We start from the raw sequence: 19027 nt of genomic DNA on the forward strand, positions 1-19027 counted from the left end.
CAATATGACAACAGAATTGTCACAGTTGAGAGCTCAAATTGATGAGGTAGATAAAACCTTATTATCGTTGCTGGCAAGAAGAATGAATTTAGTAGCGCAAGTTGGTGAAGTTAAAAGTCAACTCGGCTTACCGATTTATGATCCTGATAGGGAGGCTACTATGTTGGCCTCCCGCCGTCAGGAGGCGGAAAATATGGGAATTCCACCTGATTTGATTGAAGATATATTACGCCGAATTATGCGAGAGTCTTATGTCAGTGAAAATAACAAGGGCTTTAAAAAACTCGGTACTCATTTGGGATCTGTGGTCATTGTAGGTGGTTCAGGCAAAATGGGCCGATTATTCAGTCGATTGTTGACGCTGTCTGGCTATGAAGTCAGGGTGCTCGAAGCTGACGATTGGGATAACGCCGAACATATATTAGCCGGAGTAGGGATGGTGATCGTCAGTGTTCCTATTCACTTGACAGACAAGATTATCCGTCGATTACCTCCTTTGCCAGAACAGTGCATTCTAGTTGATTTGGCTTCAATCAAGCAAAGACCGTTAAATGCGATGCTTGAAGTACATAAAGGGCCTGTTTTAGGGTTGCACCCTATGTTTGGGCCAGATGTAGGTAGCTTTGCTAAGCAAGTGGTTGTGTATTGCGATGGACGCTATCCAGAGTCGTATCAATGGTTTTTGGAACAGATATCAGTATGGGGAGCGAGGTTGCATCAAATCACCGCAGAGAAGCATGATAAAAATATGAGTTTCATTCAGGCGTTGCGTCATTTCACTACCTTCTCTTACGGACGACATCTTGCAAAGGAAAATATCGACTTACAGCAATTGCTTTCACTATCTTCACCGATATATCGATTGGAGCTAGCGATGGTAGGACGATTATTTGCACAGGATGCCCAATTGTATGCTGATATTATTATGTCTAGTCCTGAAAATATTGCACTTATACGTCGGTATTACCAAAGTTTCGGGCAGGTGCTGGAAATCTTGGAACATCAAGATAAGTCAGCTTTTATTGAGAGCTTTAACCAAGTGAGTGATTGGTTTGGCGATGAAGCAGCTCGATTTATGAAGGAAAGTCGAGTGCTCTTGCAGCAGGCAAGTGACAACCGAGTATAGGTTTTATTTTAAAACCGGATAGAAATATCCGGTTTTGTTTTTTTACTTTAGATAGGATCGATAGGAATGACATTTTCTGATGGGTAAGATCCTAACACTTTCAGAAAACGAGTAATTTCCGTCAATTCTTTCAATGCTTGTTGCATTTTCATGGAACGTAGATTGGCTTGTACATCAATATAAAACATCTCTTCCCACGGTTTGCCATTTATTGGGCGAGACTCCAATTTACTCATAGGGATATCATGTTTCTTTAGGATAATGAGAGCATCAACCAGTGCTCCTGCTTGCTGTCCGGTTGACATAATAAACGTGGTTTTGGCAGGAACTTGCTCGGATACGTCAATAGATTTGCGGGAAACAACAATAAAGCGAGTGCTATTCTCTTGCTGATTTGCTAGGTTGTTTTCTAAAACATGTAATCCATAAAGAGTGCCGCCAGCCTCACTGCCTAATGCTGCTATTTCTGGTGAGTTGAGTTCTGCCACTTTTTGCATAGCAGCAGCAGTGCTTTCACAGTAAACAATATTCCAGTCAGGATATTTATTGAGATATTGGCTACATTGTTGAAAAGGTTGGGAATGGCTATAAACGGTTTTTATCCTTGAGATATCAGTTTGCCCAGCAATCAATAGACAGTGGTTGATTGGCAGAGTTATCTCTCCAACAAGGGATAAGGGGGTATGTTGCAATAAATCATAAACCTCATTAATTGCCCCTGAGCTGGTATTTTCCAGTGGCAGGATGCCATAATCAGCCTGACCAATCTCAACCAGTGAGAAAATATCTGAGAATTTGTGACAACTGCATTCAACCAACTGATTAAAGTGACGAGCAGCAAATTGTCGAGCTGCAATATGAGAATATGAACCTTTTGGCCCTAAAAAAGTAATACGGGCAGAATCGTAAGGTGTCTGATTCAGATATTGTTGTAATAATGCCTGTTGGGTGAGAACAGAATCCTCAATGATCATCTGAAATAATCGTGTAATGTAAAATCCATCTAATCCACGTGATTTTCCTTTATCAATCAATACATTCAATAACTCTCGTTCACGATTTTTATCTCGGATAGGGCGATGATCGAGCAGTTTTGTCTGGGCGATGTCACTGGCTAATTGTCGGCGTTTAGCAAGTAGATCCAGCAATTCCGCATCAATATGACTAATTTCTTCTCGTAAACTCACTAAGTCTCGTTCCATAGTATGTTCCTGATATTCTTATTATGAGTGTAGCCTGTGTATCGTAGATATGTTTGTGATCAGTAAAACAAAAAACCTCCCTGTCGATGGGAGGCTTTTATTCGTCTTCTTAAAGTTTCTTTGAAACGAATCAACCTCCTTATGAGAAGGTGAAAAAAAAGAAAAATAACAAAGACGGTTTGATAATCATTTGACCTGTTAGCATGCTACTTTATGGTTTCAATAATGTATTTTAATTAACCTATTTAGCTTGGAGTGTCAACAGGCAGTAAAAACGCGCTCAATGAGCGCGTTAGGACAAGAATCAGGGGGGATTATACTTCTAAGTTGATATTGGACTCTTTAACACTATTGTCTGTGCGACGAGCTTCTGCTTTATGCTGCACTTTATTGAGCTGGCGCTCTAATTTTGTCAGTAGATCATTGATTGCTGCGTACATATCTTCATGTTTAGCGCTGGCCACTAACGTGCCATTTGGTGTGCCAATTGTGGCATCAACTAAGAATCCTTGCGGTTCTTTTGATAGTACGATATGTGGATTGATTAGATTAACTTGCCATTTGCTCAACTTACTTAGACGGTCTTCTACATGGCTACGAATTGCGGGGGTAATTTCCATTTGTTTGCTGGTAATGTTCACTAACATATAGTTACCTCTTTGATGTTACTCCGTCTCTGATGTATTCAGCATAGCGCCATTTGGCATAAAAAGAATGATCTAAATCACTTTTATTGAGTGATTTTGGCAGTAAGTGACGGAATTGTGATAGCTAAGGAAGATATGGAGAATATTTGTTGCGAAGGAAAGAGTTATGCGTCATTATTAGTCAGTTATGGGATTATTAAATCAAGTTATAATTACAGAGCTTGAGTTATTTTCAAGGTGAAAATAATGAAGATATAGCCAAACATGAACAAAATGTGCTGATGCGTTCGGTTTGTTGGCTAAACAAAACAAAAAGGCAAGTCTTACAAAATCACATCCCAGCAGTGATATTCCTGGCAACTTCATGATTAGATAAAAAACAATAGATAAAAAAACAGCAGCCATTTAGCTACTGTTTTTGATTACTTGTTCAAACCTGATGGAATGAGATTTTATACGGGGTTGGCAGCGATCAGTTGTGCCACTTTATTGGCTTCAGCCGTCAATCCTAATTCTTTATAAGCTAACTCCATATAAGGGAGTGCTTTCCGAGTTGCATTAGCATCAGGGTAGTCTCGTAGCATCTGTTCTACCCGATTGACAACAGCTACGTAAGCATTGCGTTTAGTGTAATATTGAACAACTTCAAGTTCATATTTGGCTAAACGTTCTTTGAGGAAGATTAACCGCTTGGTAGCATCAGTTGAATATTGACTGTTTGGGTAATAGCGTACCAGTTGGTTGAAATCACGGAATGCCGCACGGGCATGTTCAGGATCACGATTTGATCGATCAATGCCGAAAAGGCCTTGTAATAGACTGTCATCCAGAGCTTGCGAAACCAAACCACGCATATAGAGTACATAGTCGATATTAGGATGGGTTGGATTTAGGCGCATGAAACGGTCAATGGATGCGAGAGCCAATGGGTATTCCGCTGATTTGTAATAGGCGTAGATCAGATCAAGTTGAACTTGCTGGGAGTAAGGGCCAAAAGGATATCGGTTATCAAGGGATTCCAATTGCTTGATAGCCGCTTTATAGTTACCTTCTTGCAGCATTTCCTGTCCAATTGAATAAATTTGAGATGGCGGAATATCAGGAACAGCATCTTTATTGCTGGAGCATCCAGATAGAACCAAGCTCAATGTGGTCGCTGCCACCAGATATTTCATGCGAATCATCACGTGTTGATTATCCTCTGAGTGTTTTCTGGGAGACTGTCCGTGAAGCTCCCGGCAAAATATGGGGTTACAATAACACACTATTTTAAATGAAACGGCCTCGCCGTCAAAACTCAACGTAAAATATAGAAGTTATATATGGCACAACAAATCCGACTTAATGCAATAGTCGCTGAATCTCAGCTTGGTCAACGTTTAGATCAAGCTTTGGCTGAATTGTTCCCTGATTACTCCAGGTCACGTATAAAAGAGTGGATCTTGGATAATAAAGTTCAAGTTAATGGCAAATTAATTAGCAAACCAAAAGAAAAAGTCCTGGGCGGTGAAGAAATCTCCGTTGATGCTATCATTGAAGAAGATGCACGTTGGGAGCCTCAGGATATCGAACTGAATATTGTCTATGAAGATAACGATATTTTGGTAATCAATAAACCACGTGATTTGGTTGTTCATCCGGGAGCAGGTAATCCTGACGGTACAGTGTTGAATGCCTTATTATATCATTATCCTGAAATTGCAGATGTTCCCCGTGCAGGTATTGTTCATCGTCTTGACAAAGATACGACAGGGCTAATGGTTGTGGCAAAAAACGTTCCGGCACAAACTCGTTTGGTGGAATCTTTGCAATTACGTGAAATAACCCGTGAATATGAAGCGGTTGCTCTGGGATGTATGACGGCTGGAGGAACGGTAGAAGAACCTATCTCCCGCCATCCAACAAAACGGACACACATGGCAGTACACCCTATGGGTAAACCTGCTGTTACCCATTATCGTGTTATGGAACATTTCCGGGCGCATACTCGATTGCGTCTGCGTTTGGAGACAGGCAGAACACACCAAATTCGTGTGCACATGGCATATATAAAACACCCGTTGGTGGGTGATCCTCTGTACGGTGGGCGGCCTCGTCCCTTAAAAGGAGCTTCTGATGAATTTCGCGAAGCGATGCGCAATTTTGATCGTCAGGCATTGCATGCAACCATGTTACGTCTTTACCATCCGATCACTGGAATTGAGATGGAATGGCATGCTCCATTACCGGACGATATGGTTAAGTTGATTGAAGTGATGAAAGTGGATGCTGAGACTTTCAAAGACGAGATGGATTGGTAGGTAAATGACGCCACTGATTTTTCCTGATTGGCCACAGCCTGATAATGTTGGTGCTTGCAGTACTACCCGTTTAGGTGGAGTAAGCCAGCCCCCATATGACAGTTTAAACCTGGGTAATCATGTTGGGGACGTTCCAGAATACGTGGAACGGAATAGAACGCTATTGGTTGAATATGCCCAATTACCGCAGCAACCTACATGGTTGGAGCAAGTACACGGAACACGTGTGATCACACTTGATGGTCAGCCATTGGTGAATAATCAGGCCGATGCTGTTTACACGAATATACCTGATCAGGTTTGTGCTGTGATGACAGCAGATTGTTTGCCAGTTCTTTTTTGCAGTATTTCTGGTGATGAGGTTGCGGCGGCTCATGCCGGATGGCGCGGATTATGTGCCGGAGTGTTGGAGAATACTGTGTCTCGATTTAGTGCAAAACCTGACATGATCCGTGCGTGGTTGGGGCCTGCTATTGGCCCTGAAAAATTTGAGGTGGGGGCTGAGGTTAGGGAAGCTTTCATCGCAACCAATCCTGATCTGGAACAAGCTTTTACGCCTTATGGCGATAAGTTTCTGGCAAATATTTACTTACTGGCTAAATTAAAGTTACAGTCAGTAGGAATAACAGAAATTTTTGGTGGAGCCGCATGTACAGTCACGGAGGGGGAAAACTTTTTCTCCTATCGTCGTGATGGTAATACCGGGCGAATGGCAACTTTAATCTGGTTGCGATAACCTACTTTACAGGACGATCTTTGGCGTATAGCGGTAAGTTTCCAATTAACTTTTCAGAAGACCTTGAATATTTAAGGAATGACCTTATCTAGTCTCCAGTAGCAAATTCTGACCAGTATTGGAGGTGTTATGCGTCTGGATCGTCTTACCAATAAATTCCAGCTTGCTCTCGCTGACGCCCAATCCCTCGCATTAGGGCGTGATAATCAATTCATCGAACCTATCCACTTGATGAGTGCATTAATTAATCAAGAAGGCGGTTCAGTGCGTCCTTTATTGGCCTCGGCAGGGGTGGATACGGGAAGCTTCAATAATCAACTGAATCAAGCTCTGAACCGATTGCCGAAAGTAGAAGGCAATGGTGGAGATGTGCAGGTATCCAACGAGCTGGGACGTTATTTAAACCTGTGTGACAAACTTGCACAAAAATCAGGTGATAACTTCATTTCTTCTGAACTCTTTGTTCTGGCAGCGATAGAAGAACGTGGAACATTAAGTGACATGTTGAAAGCGGCGGGAGCAACCAAAGATAAAATCACTAAGGCAATAGAACAAATGCGCGGTGGTGAAAAAGTGAATGAGCAAGGCGCAGAAGATCAGCGCCAAGCGTTAAAGAAATATACCATTGATCTGACTGAGCGTGCTGAACAAGGAAAATTAGATCCTGTGATTGGGCGTGATGAAGAAATTCGTCGAACTATTCAGGTATTGCAGCGCAGAACCAAAAATAACCCAGTTCTCATTGGTGAGCCAGGAGTTGGGAAGACCGCGATTGTTGAAGGTTTGGCACAGCGTATTGTCAATGGTGAAGTTCCAGAGGGGCTGAAAAACAAACGTGTTCTGTCTCTTGACATGGGAGCGTTATTAGCTGGTGCTAAATACCGTGGTGAATTTGAAGAGCGTTTGAAAGGTGTTTTGAACGATCTTGCCAAACAGGAAGGTTCAGTCATTCTATTTATTGATGAATTGCATACCATGGTAGGAGCTGGCAAAGCCGAAGGCGCAATGGATGCAGGTAACATGTTAAAACCCGCTCTGGCTCGTGGAGAACTGCATTGCGTTGGGGCAACAACACTTGATGAGTATCGTCAGTATATAGAAAAAGATGCGGCCTTAGAGCGTCGTTTCCAGAAAGTTTATGTGGCAGAACCTACGGTTGAGGACACGATTGCTATTTTACGTGGACTGAAAGAGCGATATGAATTGCATCATCACGTCCAAATCACTGATCCGGCAATCGTGGCGGCTGCAACACTATCTCATCGCTATATTTCTGATCGTATGCTACCTGATAAAGCCATTGATCTGATTGATGAAGCAGGGGCAAGCTTGCGTATGCAGATGGATTCTAAACCAGAAGCATTGGATCGCCTTGAGCGCCGCGTTATTCAATTAAAGCTTGAGCAGCAGGCACTGAAAAAAGAGTCTGATAATGCCAGTAAAAAACGTTTAGAGATGCTGAACGAAGAATTAGCAGAAAAAGAACGTGAATATTCTGAATTGGAAGAAGAGTGGAAAGCGGAGAAAGCTGAACTTAGTGGCACCCAGAATATCAAGGCTGAATTAGAAAATACTCGTATTGAATTAGAGAAAGCTCGCCGTAGTGGTGACTTGGCCAAAATGTCTGAAATTCAGTACGGAAAAATTCCGGAATTGGAAAAACGTTTAGCGACAGCAACAACAGCAGAAAATCGTCATATGAAGCTGCTGCGTAACAAAGTCACAGATGCTGAAATCGCTGAAATACTCGCGCGCTGGACAGGGATCCCTGTATCCAGAATGCTGGAAAGTGAAAAAGATAAATTACTGCGCATGGAGCAAGAATTGCATAAGCGCGTAATAGGGCAGAATGAAGCGGTTGATGCTGTATCGAATGCAATTCGTCGTAGTAGAGCGGGATTATCTGATCCCAATCGTCCGATCGGTTCTTTCATGTTTTTGGGGCCGACTGGGGTGGGTAAAACAGAATTGTGTAAGGCGTTGGCTAATTTCTTATTCGACAGTGATGATGCTATGGTGCGCATTGATATGTCGGAGTTTATGGAAAAACACACCGTTTCAAGGTTGGTGGGAGCGCCTCCCGGATATGTTGGATATGAAGAAGGTGGGTATCTGACAGAAGCGGTGCGTCGTCGTCCTTATTCTGTCATTTTGCTGGATGAAGTAGAGAAAGCCCACCCAGATGTTTTCAATATCTTGTTGCAGGTATTGGATGATGGCCGTTTGACTGATGGTCAAGGAAGAACAGTTGATTTTCGTAACACCGTTGTAATTATGACCTCTAACTTAGGCTCCGATATGATTCAAGAACGCTTTAGTACATTGGATTATATAGGTATGAAAAATATGGTGATGGAAGTGGTTAGTCACCATTTCAGGCCTGAGTTTATTAACCGGGTTGATGAAGTTGTTGTGTTCCACCCATTAGGAAAAGAGCATCTGAAGTCTATTACGAATATTCAATTGCAGCGTTTATATCAGCGTTTGGAAGAGCACGGTTATCAGGTGGAGATAACACCTCCAGCGCTGGAAAAACTAAGCGAAGCTGGTTTCGATCCTGTATATGGAGCTCGTCCATTGAAACGAGCTATCCAGCAAGAGATTGAAAATCCACTGGCCCAGCAAATTCTTTCTGGCAAATTGATCCCAGGTAAATTAGTGACTTTAGGGTTAGAAGACAATCGTATTGTTGCAACACAATGATATTGATTACTTAGAAAGTTTTTAAGAGGTGTTTTTTGCACCTCTTTTTTCTTTTTCTAGATTGGAAAAACACCAAATCGGGTTGTTTTGGATGATAAATAAGCGGTTGAGGCTTTTTTTCAAAATAACTATTGCCAGTATCATAAAACTCCCTATAATGCGCTTCCGTTGTCACGACAAACACACAAGCCTGTCGGGATGACAACGTGAAAAGCCTTGGAAAATAAGGCTTGACACGATAAGAGGAAAGCGTAAGATACGCAGCCTCGCAACCCGGAAGGCACTTCCGGTTGCCAACGCTCTTTAACAAATTAATCAGACAATCTGTGTGGGCACTCGCAAGACACTATCGATATGCCGAAAGGCAAAAAAGATTAAAGTCTTAAAGAGTGACCTGACAGTTAATTCATGATGAACTAACAGTAAGATTCTTTGAGCATCAAACTTTTAATTGAAGAGTTTGATCATGGCTCAGATTGAACGCTGGCGGCAGGCCTAACACATGCAAGTCGAGCGGCAGCGGGGGGAAGCGTGCTTTCCTGCCGGCGAGCGGCGGACGGGTGAGTAATGTCTGGGGATCTGCCTGATGGAGGGGGATAACCACTGGAAACGGTGGCTAATACCGCATAACCTCTGAGGAGCAAAGTGGGGGACCTTCGGGCCTCACGCCATCGGATGAACCCAGATGGGATTAGCTAGTAGGTGGGGTAAAGGCTCACCTAGGCGACGATCCCTAGCTGGTCTGAGAGGATGACCAGCCACACTGGGACTGAGACACGGCCCAGACTCCTACGGGAGGCAGCAGTGGGGAATATTGCACAATGGGCGCAAGCCTGATGCAGCCATGCCGCGTGTATGAAGAAGGCCTTCGGGTTGTAAAGTACTTTCAGCGGGGAGGAAGGCATAGAGCCGAATACGCTTTATGATTGACGTTACCCGCAGAAGAAGCACCGGCTAACTCCGTGCCAGCAGCCGCGGTAATACGGAGGGTGCAAGCGTTAATCGGAATTACTGGGCGTAAAGCGCACGCAGGCGGTCAATTAAGTTAGATGTGAAATCCCCGGGCTTAACCTGGGAATGGCATCTAAGACTGGTTGACTAGAGTCTCGTAGAGGGGGGTAGAATTCCACGTGTAGCGGTGAAATGCGTAGAGATGTGGAGGAATACCGGTGGCGAAGGCGGCCCCCTGGACGAAGACTGACGCTCAGGTGCGAAAGCGTGGGGAGCAAACAGGATTAGATACCCTGGTAGTCCACGCTGTAAACGATGTCGATTTGGAGGTTGTGGCCTTGAGCTGTGGCTTCCGGAGCTAACGCGTTAAATCGACCGCCTGGGGAGTACGGTCGCAAGATTAAAACTCAAATGAATTGACGGGGGCCCGCACAAGCGGTGGAGCATGTGGTTTAATTCGATGCAACGCGAAGAACCTTACCTACTCTTGACATCCAGCGAAGCCTTTAGAGATAGAGGCGTGCCTTCGGGAACGCTGAGACAGGTGCTGCATGGCTGTCGTCAGCTCGTGTTGTGAAATGTTGGGTTAAGTCCCGCAACGAGCGCAACCCTTATCCTTTGTTGCCAGCACGTTATGGTGGGAACTCAAGGGAGACTGCCGGTGATAAACCGGAGGAAGGTGGGGATGACGTCAAGTCATCATGGCCCTTACGAGTAGGGCTACACACGTGCTACAATGGCGGATACAAAGAGAAGCGACCTCGCGAGAGCAAGCGGACCTCATAAAGTCTGTCGTAGTCCGGATTGGAGTCTGCAACTCGACTCCATGAAGTCGGAATCGCTAGTAATCGCAGATCAGAATGCTGCGGTGAATACGTTCCCGGGCCTTGTACACACCGCCCGTCACACCATGGGAGTGGGTTGCAAAAGAAGTCGGTAGCTTAACCTGTAGGAGGGCGCTGACCACTTTGTGATTCATGACTGGGGTGAAGTCGTAACAAGGTAACCGTAGGGGAACCTGCGGTTGGATCACCTCCTTAACCGAAGATGGTGAAATGTGAGTGTTCACACAGATTGTCTGATGAAAGAAAGCAGAGCAAGCGTCTGCGAAGAAGACTTAAAGTCCCCTTCGTCTAGAGGCCTAGGACACCGCCCTTTCACGGCGGTAACAGGGGTTCGAATCCCCTAGGGGACGCCATCTTGCTCAGGTATCGGGTGAAAGCCGGTGCCGATGAAATATTGTTAAGCGGACGTGCGCGTCGGTTTAGCAATATTAGCTCTTTAACAATCTGGAACAAGCTGAAAATTTGAAACAATCGATGTTGTTGAATGATAACATTGATGAGTCTCTCAAAAACTCCAGTCCGAAGACACCTTCGGGTTGTGAGGTTAAGCGACTAAGCGTACACGGTGGATGCCTAGGCAGTCAGAGGCGATGAAGGACGTGCTAATCTGCGAAAAGCGCCGGTGAGCTGATATGAAGCGCTATCAGCCGGCGATGTCCGAATGGGGAAACCCAGTGCAATCCGTTGCACTATCCTTACCTGAATCCATAGGGTAAGGAGGCGAACCGGGGGAACTGAAACATCTCAGTACCCCGAGGAAAAGAAATCAACCGAGATTCCCCCAGTAGCGGCGAGCGAACGGGGAGGAGCCCAGAGCCATCAGCGATATGAGTGTCAGGAGAACGGTCTGGAAAGGCCGGCAGTAAAGGGTGAGAGCCCCGTATCCGAAGACACTGGTATTGTGAGCTCAACGAGTAGGGCGGGACACGTGGTATCCTGTCTGAACATGGGGGGACCATCCTCCAAGGCTAAATACTCCTGACTGACCGATAGTGAACCAGTACCGTGAGGGAAAGGCGAAAAGAACCCCGGCGAGGGGAGTGAAAGAGAACCTGAAACCGTGTACGTACAAGCAGTGGGAGCCTTGATTTATCAGGGTGACTGCGTACCTTTTGTATAATGGGTCAGCGACTTATATTCTGTAGCAAGGTTAACCGCATAGGGGAGCCGCAGGGAAACCGAGTCTTAACTGGGCGTTAAGTTGCAGGGTATAGACCCGAAACCCGGTGATCTAGCCATGGGCAGGTTGAAGGTTGGGTAACACTAACTGGAGGACCGAACCGACTAATGTTGAAAAATTAGCGGATGACTTGTGGCTGGGGGTGAAAGGCCAATCAAACCGGGAGATAGCTGGTTCTCCCCGAAAGCTATTTAGGTAGCGCCTCGTGAAGTCATCTTCGGGGGTAGAGCACTGTTTCGGCTAGGGGGTCATCCCGACTTACCAACCCGATGCAAACTGCGAATACCGAAGAATGTTATCACGGGAGACACACGGCGGGTGCTAACGTCCGTCGTGAAGAGGGAAACAACCCAGACCGCCAGCTAAGGTCCCGAAGTCATGGTTAAGTGGGAAACGAAGTGGGAAGGCTCAGACAGCCAGGATGTTGGCTTAGAAGCAGCCATCATTTAAAGAAAGCGTAATAGCTCACTGGTCGAGTCGGCCTGCGCGGAAGATGTAACGGGGCTAAACCATGCACCGAAGCTGCGGCAGCGACACGAATGTGTTGTTGGGTAGGGGAGCGTTCTGTAAGCCGGTGAAGGTGAACTGTGAGGTTTGCTGGAGGTATCAGAAGTGCGAATGCTGACATAAGTAACGATAAAGCGGGTGAAAAAACCCGCTCGCCGGAAGACCAAGGGTTCCTGTCCAACGTTAATCGGGGCAGGGTGAGTCGACCCCTAAGGCGAGGCTGAAAAGCGTAGTCGATGGGAAACAGGTTAATATTCCTGTACTGGCCATAATTGCGATGGGGGGACGGAGAAGGCTAGGCAAGCCGGGCGACGGTCGTCCCGGTTTAAGTGTGTAGGTGGGATAACTTGGCAAATCCGGTTATCCAGGACACTGAGGCACGATGACGAGGCATTACGGTGCTGAAGTTGCTGATGCCCCGCTTCCAGGAAAAGCCCCTAAGCGTCAGATTATGGTCAATCGTACCCCAAACCGACACAGGTGGTCAGGTAGAGAATACTCAGGCGCTTGAGAGAACTCGGGTGAAGGAACTAGGCAAAATGGTGCCGTAACTTCGGGAGAAGGCACGCTGGCGTTAGGTGAAGAAACACGCTTTCGGAGCCGAGGCCAGTCGCAGATACCAGCTGGCTGCAACTGTTTAATAAAAACACAGCACTGTGCAAACACGAAAGTGGACGTATACGGTGTGACGCCTGCCCGGTGCTGGAAGGTTAATTGATGGGGTTAGCCGCAAGGCGACGCTCTTGATCGAAGCCCCAGTAAACGGCGGCCGTAACTATAACGGTCCTAAGGTAGCGAAATTCCTTGTCGGGTAAGTTCCGACCTGCACGAATGGCGTAATGATGGCCAGGCTGTCTCCACCCGAGACTCAGTGAAATTGAACTCGCTGTGAAGATGCAGTGTACCCGCGGCAAGACGGAAAGACCCCGTGAACCTTTACTATAGCTTGACACTGAACCTTGAGCCTTGATGTGTAGGATAGGTGGGAGGCTGTGAAATGTGGACGCCAGTCTGCATGGAGCCATCCTTGAAATACCACCCTTGAATGTTTGATGTTCTAACGTCGGCCCGTTATCCGGGTTGCGGACAGTGTCTGGTGGGTAGTTTGACTGGGGCGGTCTCCTCCCAAAGCGTAACGGAGGAGCACGAAGGTTAGCTAATCACGGTCGGACATCGTGAGGTTAGTGCAATGGCATAAGCTAGCTTGACTGCGAGAGTGACGGCTCGAGCAGGTGCGAAAGCAGGTCATAGTGATCCGGTGGTTCTGTATGGAAGGGCCATCGCTCAACGGATAAAAGGTACTCCGGGGATAACAGGCTGATACCGCCCAAGAGTTCATATCGACGGCGGTGTTTGGCACCTCGATGTCGGCTCATCACATCCTGGGGCTGAAGTAGGTCCCAAGGGTATGGCTGTTCGCCATTTAAAGTGGTACGCGAGCTGGGTTTAGAACGTCGTGAGACAGTTCGGTCCTATCTGCCGTGGGCGTTGGAGATTGCAGGGGCTGCTTAGACGAGAGGCCGGAGTGGACGCACCATGGTGTTCGGGTTGTCATGCCAATGGACTGCCGGTAGCAATGCGGAGAGATAACCGCTGAAGATCTAACGGGAAATTGCCTTAAGATGAGTCCCTTGTCCTAGAGGACACTGAGGAACGTTCGGACGAGGACGTAGATAGGCCGGGTGGTAAGCGTTGCGAGACGTTGAGCTAACCGGACTATGACCCGTGCGGCTTAACTGACAAACCGAGGTGTTTGGTTTGAGAGAGAAAGTTTCAAGAAAGCAGGCTTGTTCGGGATAAAAAAAGAATTTGTCTGGCGCAACAGCGCGGTGGTCCCAACCGACGCACCGAAAAGCTGTTCAAAATTAAAACCCCAAAACACCTTCGGTGTTGTCAGGTTAAGCCGCACGGGTCATTAGTACCGGTTAGCTCAACGTCTCGCAACGCTTACACACCCGGCCTATCTACGTCCTCGTCTCGAACGTTCCTTCAGTGTCCTCTAGGGACAAGGGAAGACTCATCTTAAGGCAAGTTTCCCGCTTAGATGCTTTCAGCGGTTATCTCTTCCGCACTTAGCTACCGGGCAGTGCCATTGGCATGACAACCCGAACACCAGTGGTGCGTCCACTCCGGTCCTCTCGTACTAGGAGCAGCCCCTTGCAATCTTCCAACGCCCACGGCAGATAGGGACCGAACTGTCTCACGACGTTCTAAACCCAGCTCGCGTACCACTTTAAATGGCGAACAGCCATACCCTTGGGACCTACTTCAGCCCCAGGATGTGATGAGCCGACATCGAGGTGCCAAACACCGCCGTCGATATGAACTCTTGGGCGGTATCAGCCTGTTATCCCCGGAGTACCTTTTATCCGTTGAGCGATGGCCCTTCCATACAGAACCACCGGATCACTATGACCTGCTTTCGCACCTGCTCGAGCCGTCACTCTCGCAGTCAAGCTAGCTTATGCCATTGCACTAACCTCACGATGTCCGACCGTGATTAGCTAACCTTCGTGCTCCTCCGTTACGCTTTGGGAGGAGACCGCCCCAGTCAAACTACCCACCAGACACTGTCCGCAACCCGGATAACGGGCCGACGTTAGAACATCAAACATTCAAGGGTGGTATTTCAAGGATGGCTCCATGCAGACTGGCGTCCACATTTCACAGCCTCCCACCTATCCTACACATCAAGGCTCAAGGTTCAGTGTCAAGCTATAGTAAAGGTTCACGGGGTCTTTCCGTCTTGCCGCGGGTACACTGCATCTTCACAGCGAGTTCAATTTCACTGAGTCTCGGGTGGAGACAGCCTGGCCATCATTACGCCATTCGTGCAGGTCGGAACTTACCCGACAAGGAATTTCGCTACCTTAGGACCGTTATAGTTACGGCCGCCGTTTACTGGGGCTTCGATCAAGAGCGTCGCCTTGCGGCTAACCCCATCAATTAACCTTCCAGCACCGGGCAGGCGTCACACCGTATACGTCCACTTTCGTGTTTGCACAGTGCTGTGTTTTTATTAAACAGTTGCAGCCAGCTGGTATCTGCGACTGGCCTCGGCTCCGAAAGCGTGTTTCTTCACCTAACGCCAGCGTGCCTTCTCCCGAAGTTACGGCACCATTTTGCCTAGTTCCTTCACCCGAGTTCTCTCAAGCGCCTGAGTATTCTCTACCTGACCACCTGTGTCGGTTTGGGGTACGATTGACCATAATCTGACGCTTAGGGGCTTTTCCTGGAAGCGGGGCATCAGCAACTTCAGCACCGTAATGCCTCGTCATCGTGCCTCAGTGTCCTGGATAACCGGATTTGCCAAGTTATCCCACCTACACACTTAAACCGGGACGACCGTCGCCCGGCTTGCCTAGCCTTCTCCGTCCCCCCATCGCAATTATGGCCAGTACAGGAATATTAACCTGTTTCCCATCGACTACGCTTTTCAGCCTCGCCTTAGGGGTCGACTCACCCTGCCCCGATTAACGTTGGACAGGAACCCTTGGTCTTCCGGCGAGCGGGTTTTTCACCCGCTTTATCGTTACTTATGTCAGCATTCGCACTTCTGATACCTCCAGCAAACCTCACAGTTCACCTTCACCGGCTTACAGAACGCTCCCCTACCCAACAACACATTCGTGTCGCTGCCGCAGCTTCGGTGCATGGTTTAGCCCCGTTACATCTTCCGCGCAGGCCGACTCGACCAGTGAGCTATTACGCTTTCTTTAAATGATGGCTGCTTCTAAGCCAACATCCTGGCTGTCTGAGCCTTCCCACTTCGTTTCCCACTTAACCATGACTTCGGGACCTTAGCTGGCGGTCTGGGTTGTTTCCCTCTTCACGACGGACGTTAGCACCCGCCGTGTGTCTCCCGTGATAACATTCTTCGGTATTCGCAGTTTGCATCGGGTTGGTAAGTCGGGATGACCCCCTAGCCGAAACAGTGCTCTACCCCCGAAGATGACTTCACGAGGCGCTACCTAAATAGCTTTCGGGGAGAACCAGCTATCTCCCGGTTTGATTGGCCTTTCACCCCCAGCCACAAGTCATCCGCTAATTTTTCAACATTAGTCGGTTCGGTCCTCCAGTTAGTGTTACCCAACCTTCAACCTGCCCATGGCTAGATCACCGGGTTTCGGGTCTATACCCTGCAACTTAACGCCCAGTTAAGACTCGGTTTCCCTGCGGCTCCCCTATGCGGTTAACCTTGCTACAGAATATAAGTCGCTGACCCATTATACAAAAGGTACGCAGTCACCCTGATAAATCAAGGCTCCCACTGCTTGTACGTACACGGTTTCAGGTTCTCTTTCACTCCCCTCGCCGGGGTTCTTTTCGCCTTTCCCTCACGGTACTGGTTCACTATCGGTCAGTCAGGAGTATTTAGCCTTGGAGGATGGTCCCCCCATGTTCAGACAGGATACCACGTGTCCCGCCCTACTCGTTGAGCTCACAATACCAGTGTCTTCGGATACGGGGCTCTCACCCTTTACTGCCGGCCTTTCCAGACCGTTCTCCTGACACTCATATCGCTGATGGCTCTGGGCTCCTCCCCGTTCGCTCGCCGCTACTGGGGGAATCTCGGTTGATTTCTTTTCCTCGGGGTACTGAGATGTTTCAGTTCCCCCGGTTCGCCTCCTTACCCTATGGATTCAGGTAAGGATAGTGCAACGGATTGCACTGGGTTTCCCCATTCGGACATCGCCGGCTGATAGCGCTTCATATCAGCTCACCGGCGCTTTTCGCAGATTAGCACGTCCTTCATCGCCTCTGACTGCCTAGGCATCCACCGTGTACGCTTAGTCGCTTAACCTCACAACCCGAAGGTGTCTTCGGACTGGAGTTTTTGAGAGACTCATCAATGTTATCATTCAACAACATCGATTGTTTCAAATTTTCAGCTTGTTCCAGATTGTTAAAGAGCTAATATTGCTAAACCGACGCGCACGTCCGCTTAACAATATTTCATCGGCACCGGCTTTCACCCGATACCTGAGCAAGATGGCGTCCCCTAGGGGATTCGAACCCCTGTTACCGCCGTGAAAGGGCGGTGTCCTAGGCCTCTAGACGAAGGGGACTTTAAGTCTTCTTCGCAGACGCTTGCTCTGCTTTCTTTCATCAGACAATCTGTGTGAACACTCACATTTCACCATCTTCGGTTAAGGAGGTGATCCAACCGCAGGTTCCCCTACGGTTACCTTGTTACGACTTCACCCCAGTCATGAATCACAAAGTGGTCAGCGCCCTCCTACAGGTTAAGCTACCGACTTCTTTTGCAACCCACTCCCATGGTGTGACGGGCGGTGTGTACAAGGCCCGGGAACGTATTCACCGCAGCATTCTGATCTGCGATTACTAGCGATTCCGACTTCATGGAGTCGAGTTGCAGACTCCAATCCGGACTACGACAGACTTTATGAGGTCCGCTTGCTCTCGCGAGGTCGCTTCTCTTTGTATCCGCCATTGTAGCACGTGTGTAGCCCTACTCGTAAGGGCCATGATGACTTGACGTCATCCCCACCTTCCTCCGGTTTATCACCGGCAGTCTCCCTTGAGTTCCCACCATAACGTGCTGGCAACAAAGGATAAGGGTTGCGCTCGTTGCGGGACTTAACCCAACATTTCACAACACGAGCTGACGACAGCCATGCAGCACCTGTCTCAGCGTTCCCGAAGGCACGCCTCTATCTCTAAAGGCTTCGCTGGATGTCAAGAGTAGGTAAGGTTCTTCGCGTTGCATCGAATTAAACCACATGCTCCACCGCTTGTGCGGGCCCCCGTCAATTCATTTGAGTTTTAATCTTGCGACCGTACTCCCCAGGCGGTCGATTTAACGCGTTAGCTCCGGAAGCCACAGCTCAAGGCCACAACCTCCAAATCGACATCGTTTACAGCGTGGACTACCAGGGTATCTAATCCTGTTTGCTCCCCACGCTTTCGCACCTGAGCGTCAGTCTTCGTCCAGGGGGCCGCCTTCGCCACCGGTATTCCTCCACATCTCTACGCATTTCACCGCTACACGTGGAATTCTACCCCCCTCTACGAGACTCTAGTCAACCAGTCTTAGATGCCATTCCCAGGTTAAGCCCGGGGATTTCACATCTAACTTAATTGACCGCCTGCGTGCGCTTTACGCCCAGTAATTCCGATTAACGCTTGCACCCTCCGTATTACCGCGGCTGCTGGCACGGAGTTAGCCGGTGCTTCTTCTGCGGGTAACGTCAATCATAAAGCGTATTCGGCTCTATGCCTTCCTCCCCGCTGAAAGTACTTTACAACCCGAAGGCCTTCTTCATACACGCGGCATGGCTGCATCAGGCTTGCGCCCATTGTGCAATATTCCCCACTGCTGCCTCCCGTAGGAGTCTGGGCCGTGTCTCAGTCCCAGTGTGGCTGGTCATCCTCTCAGACCAGCTAGGGATCGTCGCCTAGGTGAGCCTTTACCCCACCTACTAGCTAATCCCATCTGGGTTCATCCGATGGCGTGAGGCCCGAAGGTCCCCCACTTTGCTCCTCAGAGGTTATGCGGTATTAGCCACCGTTTCCAGTGGTTATCCCCCTCCATCAGGCAGATCCCCAGACATTACTCACCCGTCCGCCGCTCGCCGGCAGGAAAGCACGCTTTCCCCCGCTGCCGCTCGACTTGCATGTGTTAGGCCTGCCGCCAGCGTTCAATCTGAGCCATGATCAAACTCTTCAATTAAAAGTTTGATGCTCAAAGAATCTTACTGTTAGTTCATCATGAATTAACTGTCAGGTCACTCTTTAAGACTTTAATCTTTTTTGCCTTTCGGCATATCGATAGTGTCTTGCGAGTGCCCACACAGATTGTCTGATTA

General features: G+C 48.0%; 7 protein-coding genes, 2 tRNA genes and 4 rRNA genes. 7 read left to right on the forward strand and 6 right to left on the reverse strand.

All coding sequences use genetic code 11. The features are described from left to right. The first annotated feature begins 4 nt into the window (after positions 1–4). The gene (gene tyrA, locus BDE27_RS04690) at positions 5–1126 is read left to right on the forward strand and encodes a bifunctional chorismate mutase/prephenate dehydrogenase (protein ID WP_099131067.1); all 1122 of its coding nucleotides are present in this window, start codon (positions 5–7) and stop codon (positions 1124–1126) included. Positions 1127–1173: 47 nt separating this feature from the next. Here the strand turns inward: tyrA and pheA are convergent, their stop codons facing one another. From pheA to bamD, 3 genes are all read right to left on the reverse strand, one after another. Then, complete coding sequence (gene pheA, locus BDE27_RS04695; RefSeq protein ID WP_099131068.1) at positions 1174–2328, reverse strand: bifunctional chorismate mutase/prephenate dehydratase; 1155 nt, start codon at positions 2326–2328, stop codon at positions 1174–1176. Between the two features lie 314 nt (positions 2329–2642). Further along, entirely contained in the window at positions 2643–2975 is a 333-nt protein-coding gene (gene raiA / locus BDE27_RS04700) for a ribosome-associated translation inhibitor RaiA (protein WP_099131069.1), read from the reverse strand. A gap of 452 nt (positions 2976–3427) precedes the next feature. Next, positions 3428–4150, reverse strand: a complete 723-nt coding sequence (bamD, locus tag BDE27_RS04705; RefSeq protein ID WP_187651095.1) for an outer membrane protein assembly factor BamD — start codon at positions 4148–4150, stop codon at positions 3428–3430. 147 nt (positions 4151–4297) lie between these two features. Here bamD and rluD point away from each other — a divergent pair, with 147 nt between their 5' ends. The 6 genes from rluD (at position 4298) to BDE27_RS04735 (ending at position 13937) form a co-directional block, all read left to right on the forward strand. Next, positions 4298–5275 (forward strand): 23S rRNA pseudouridine(1911/1915/1917) synthase RluD, encoded by a 978-nt coding sequence (gene rluD, locus BDE27_RS04710; RefSeq protein ID WP_099131071.1) that lies wholly within the window; start codon positions 4298–4300, stop codon positions 5273–5275. A gap of 4 nt (positions 5276–5279) precedes the next feature. Then, a complete protein-coding gene (gene yfiH, locus BDE27_RS04715; protein ID WP_099131072.1) occupies positions 5280–6011 on the forward strand; it encodes a purine nucleoside phosphorylase YfiH in 732 nt (243 codons plus the stop codon). A 129-nt stretch (positions 6012–6140) separates the two neighbouring features. After that, on the forward strand, positions 6141–8714 hold the full coding sequence (gene clpB, locus BDE27_RS04720) for an ATP-dependent chaperone ClpB (protein WP_099131073.1): 2574 nt from the start codon (positions 6141–6143) through the stop codon (positions 8712–8714). 448 nt (positions 8715–9162) lie between these two features. Further along, a 16S ribosomal RNA gene (locus BDE27_RS04725) occupies positions 9163–10705 on the forward strand. Positions 10706–10787: 82 nt separating this feature from the next. After that, positions 10788–10863: transfer RNA gene (locus BDE27_RS04730), tRNA-Glu, on the forward strand. Positions 10864–11052: 189 nt separating this feature from the next. Further along, a 23S ribosomal RNA gene (locus BDE27_RS04735) occupies positions 11053–13937 on the forward strand. A 154-nt stretch (positions 13938–14091) separates the two neighbouring features. Here the strand turns inward: BDE27_RS04735 and BDE27_RS04740 are convergent. The 3 genes from BDE27_RS04740 to BDE27_RS04750 all read right to left on the reverse strand — a co-directional run bounded on the left by BDE27_RS04740 (position 14092) and on the right by BDE27_RS04750 (position 18891). Beyond that, positions 14092–17001, reverse strand: a 23S ribosomal RNA gene (locus BDE27_RS04740). 189 nt (positions 17002–17190) lie between these two features. Next, positions 17191–17266, reverse strand: a tRNA-Glu gene (locus BDE27_RS04745). Positions 17267–17348: 82 nt separating this feature from the next. Next, a 16S ribosomal RNA gene (locus BDE27_RS04750) occupies positions 17349–18891 on the reverse strand. Positions 18892–19027: the final 136 nt, after the last annotated feature.

Origin of the sequence: Xenorhabdus ehlersii (assembly GCF_003610465.1) — a bacterium.
GTDB lineage: Bacteria > Pseudomonadota > Gammaproteobacteria > Enterobacterales > Enterobacteriaceae > Xenorhabdus > Xenorhabdus ehlersii.

Coding starts and splice junctions, on each gene's coding strand:
- clpB (WP_099131073.1), top strand. CDS start 6,141: ATGCGTCTGGATCGTCTTACCAATAAATTCCAGCTTGCTCTCGCTGAC.
- rluD (WP_099131071.1), top strand. CDS start 4,298: ATGGCACAACAAATCCGACTTAATGCAATAGTCGCTGAATCTCAGCTT.
- raiA (WP_099131069.1), bottom strand. CDS start 2,975: ATGTTAGTGAACATTACCAGCAAACAAATGGAAATTACCCCCGCAATT.
- pheA (WP_099131068.1), bottom strand. CDS start 2,328: ATGGAACGAGACTTAGTGAGTTTACGAGAAGAAATTAGTCATATTGAT.
- yfiH (WP_099131072.1), top strand. CDS start 5,280: ATGACGCCACTGATTTTTCCTGATTGGCCACAGCCTGATAATGTTGGT.
- tyrA (WP_099131067.1), top strand. CDS start 5: ATGACAACAGAATTGTCACAGTTGAGAGCTCAAATTGATGAGGTAGAT.
- bamD (WP_187651095.1), bottom strand. CDS start 4,150: ATGAAATATCTGGTGGCAGCGACCACATTGAGCTTGGTTCTATCTGGA.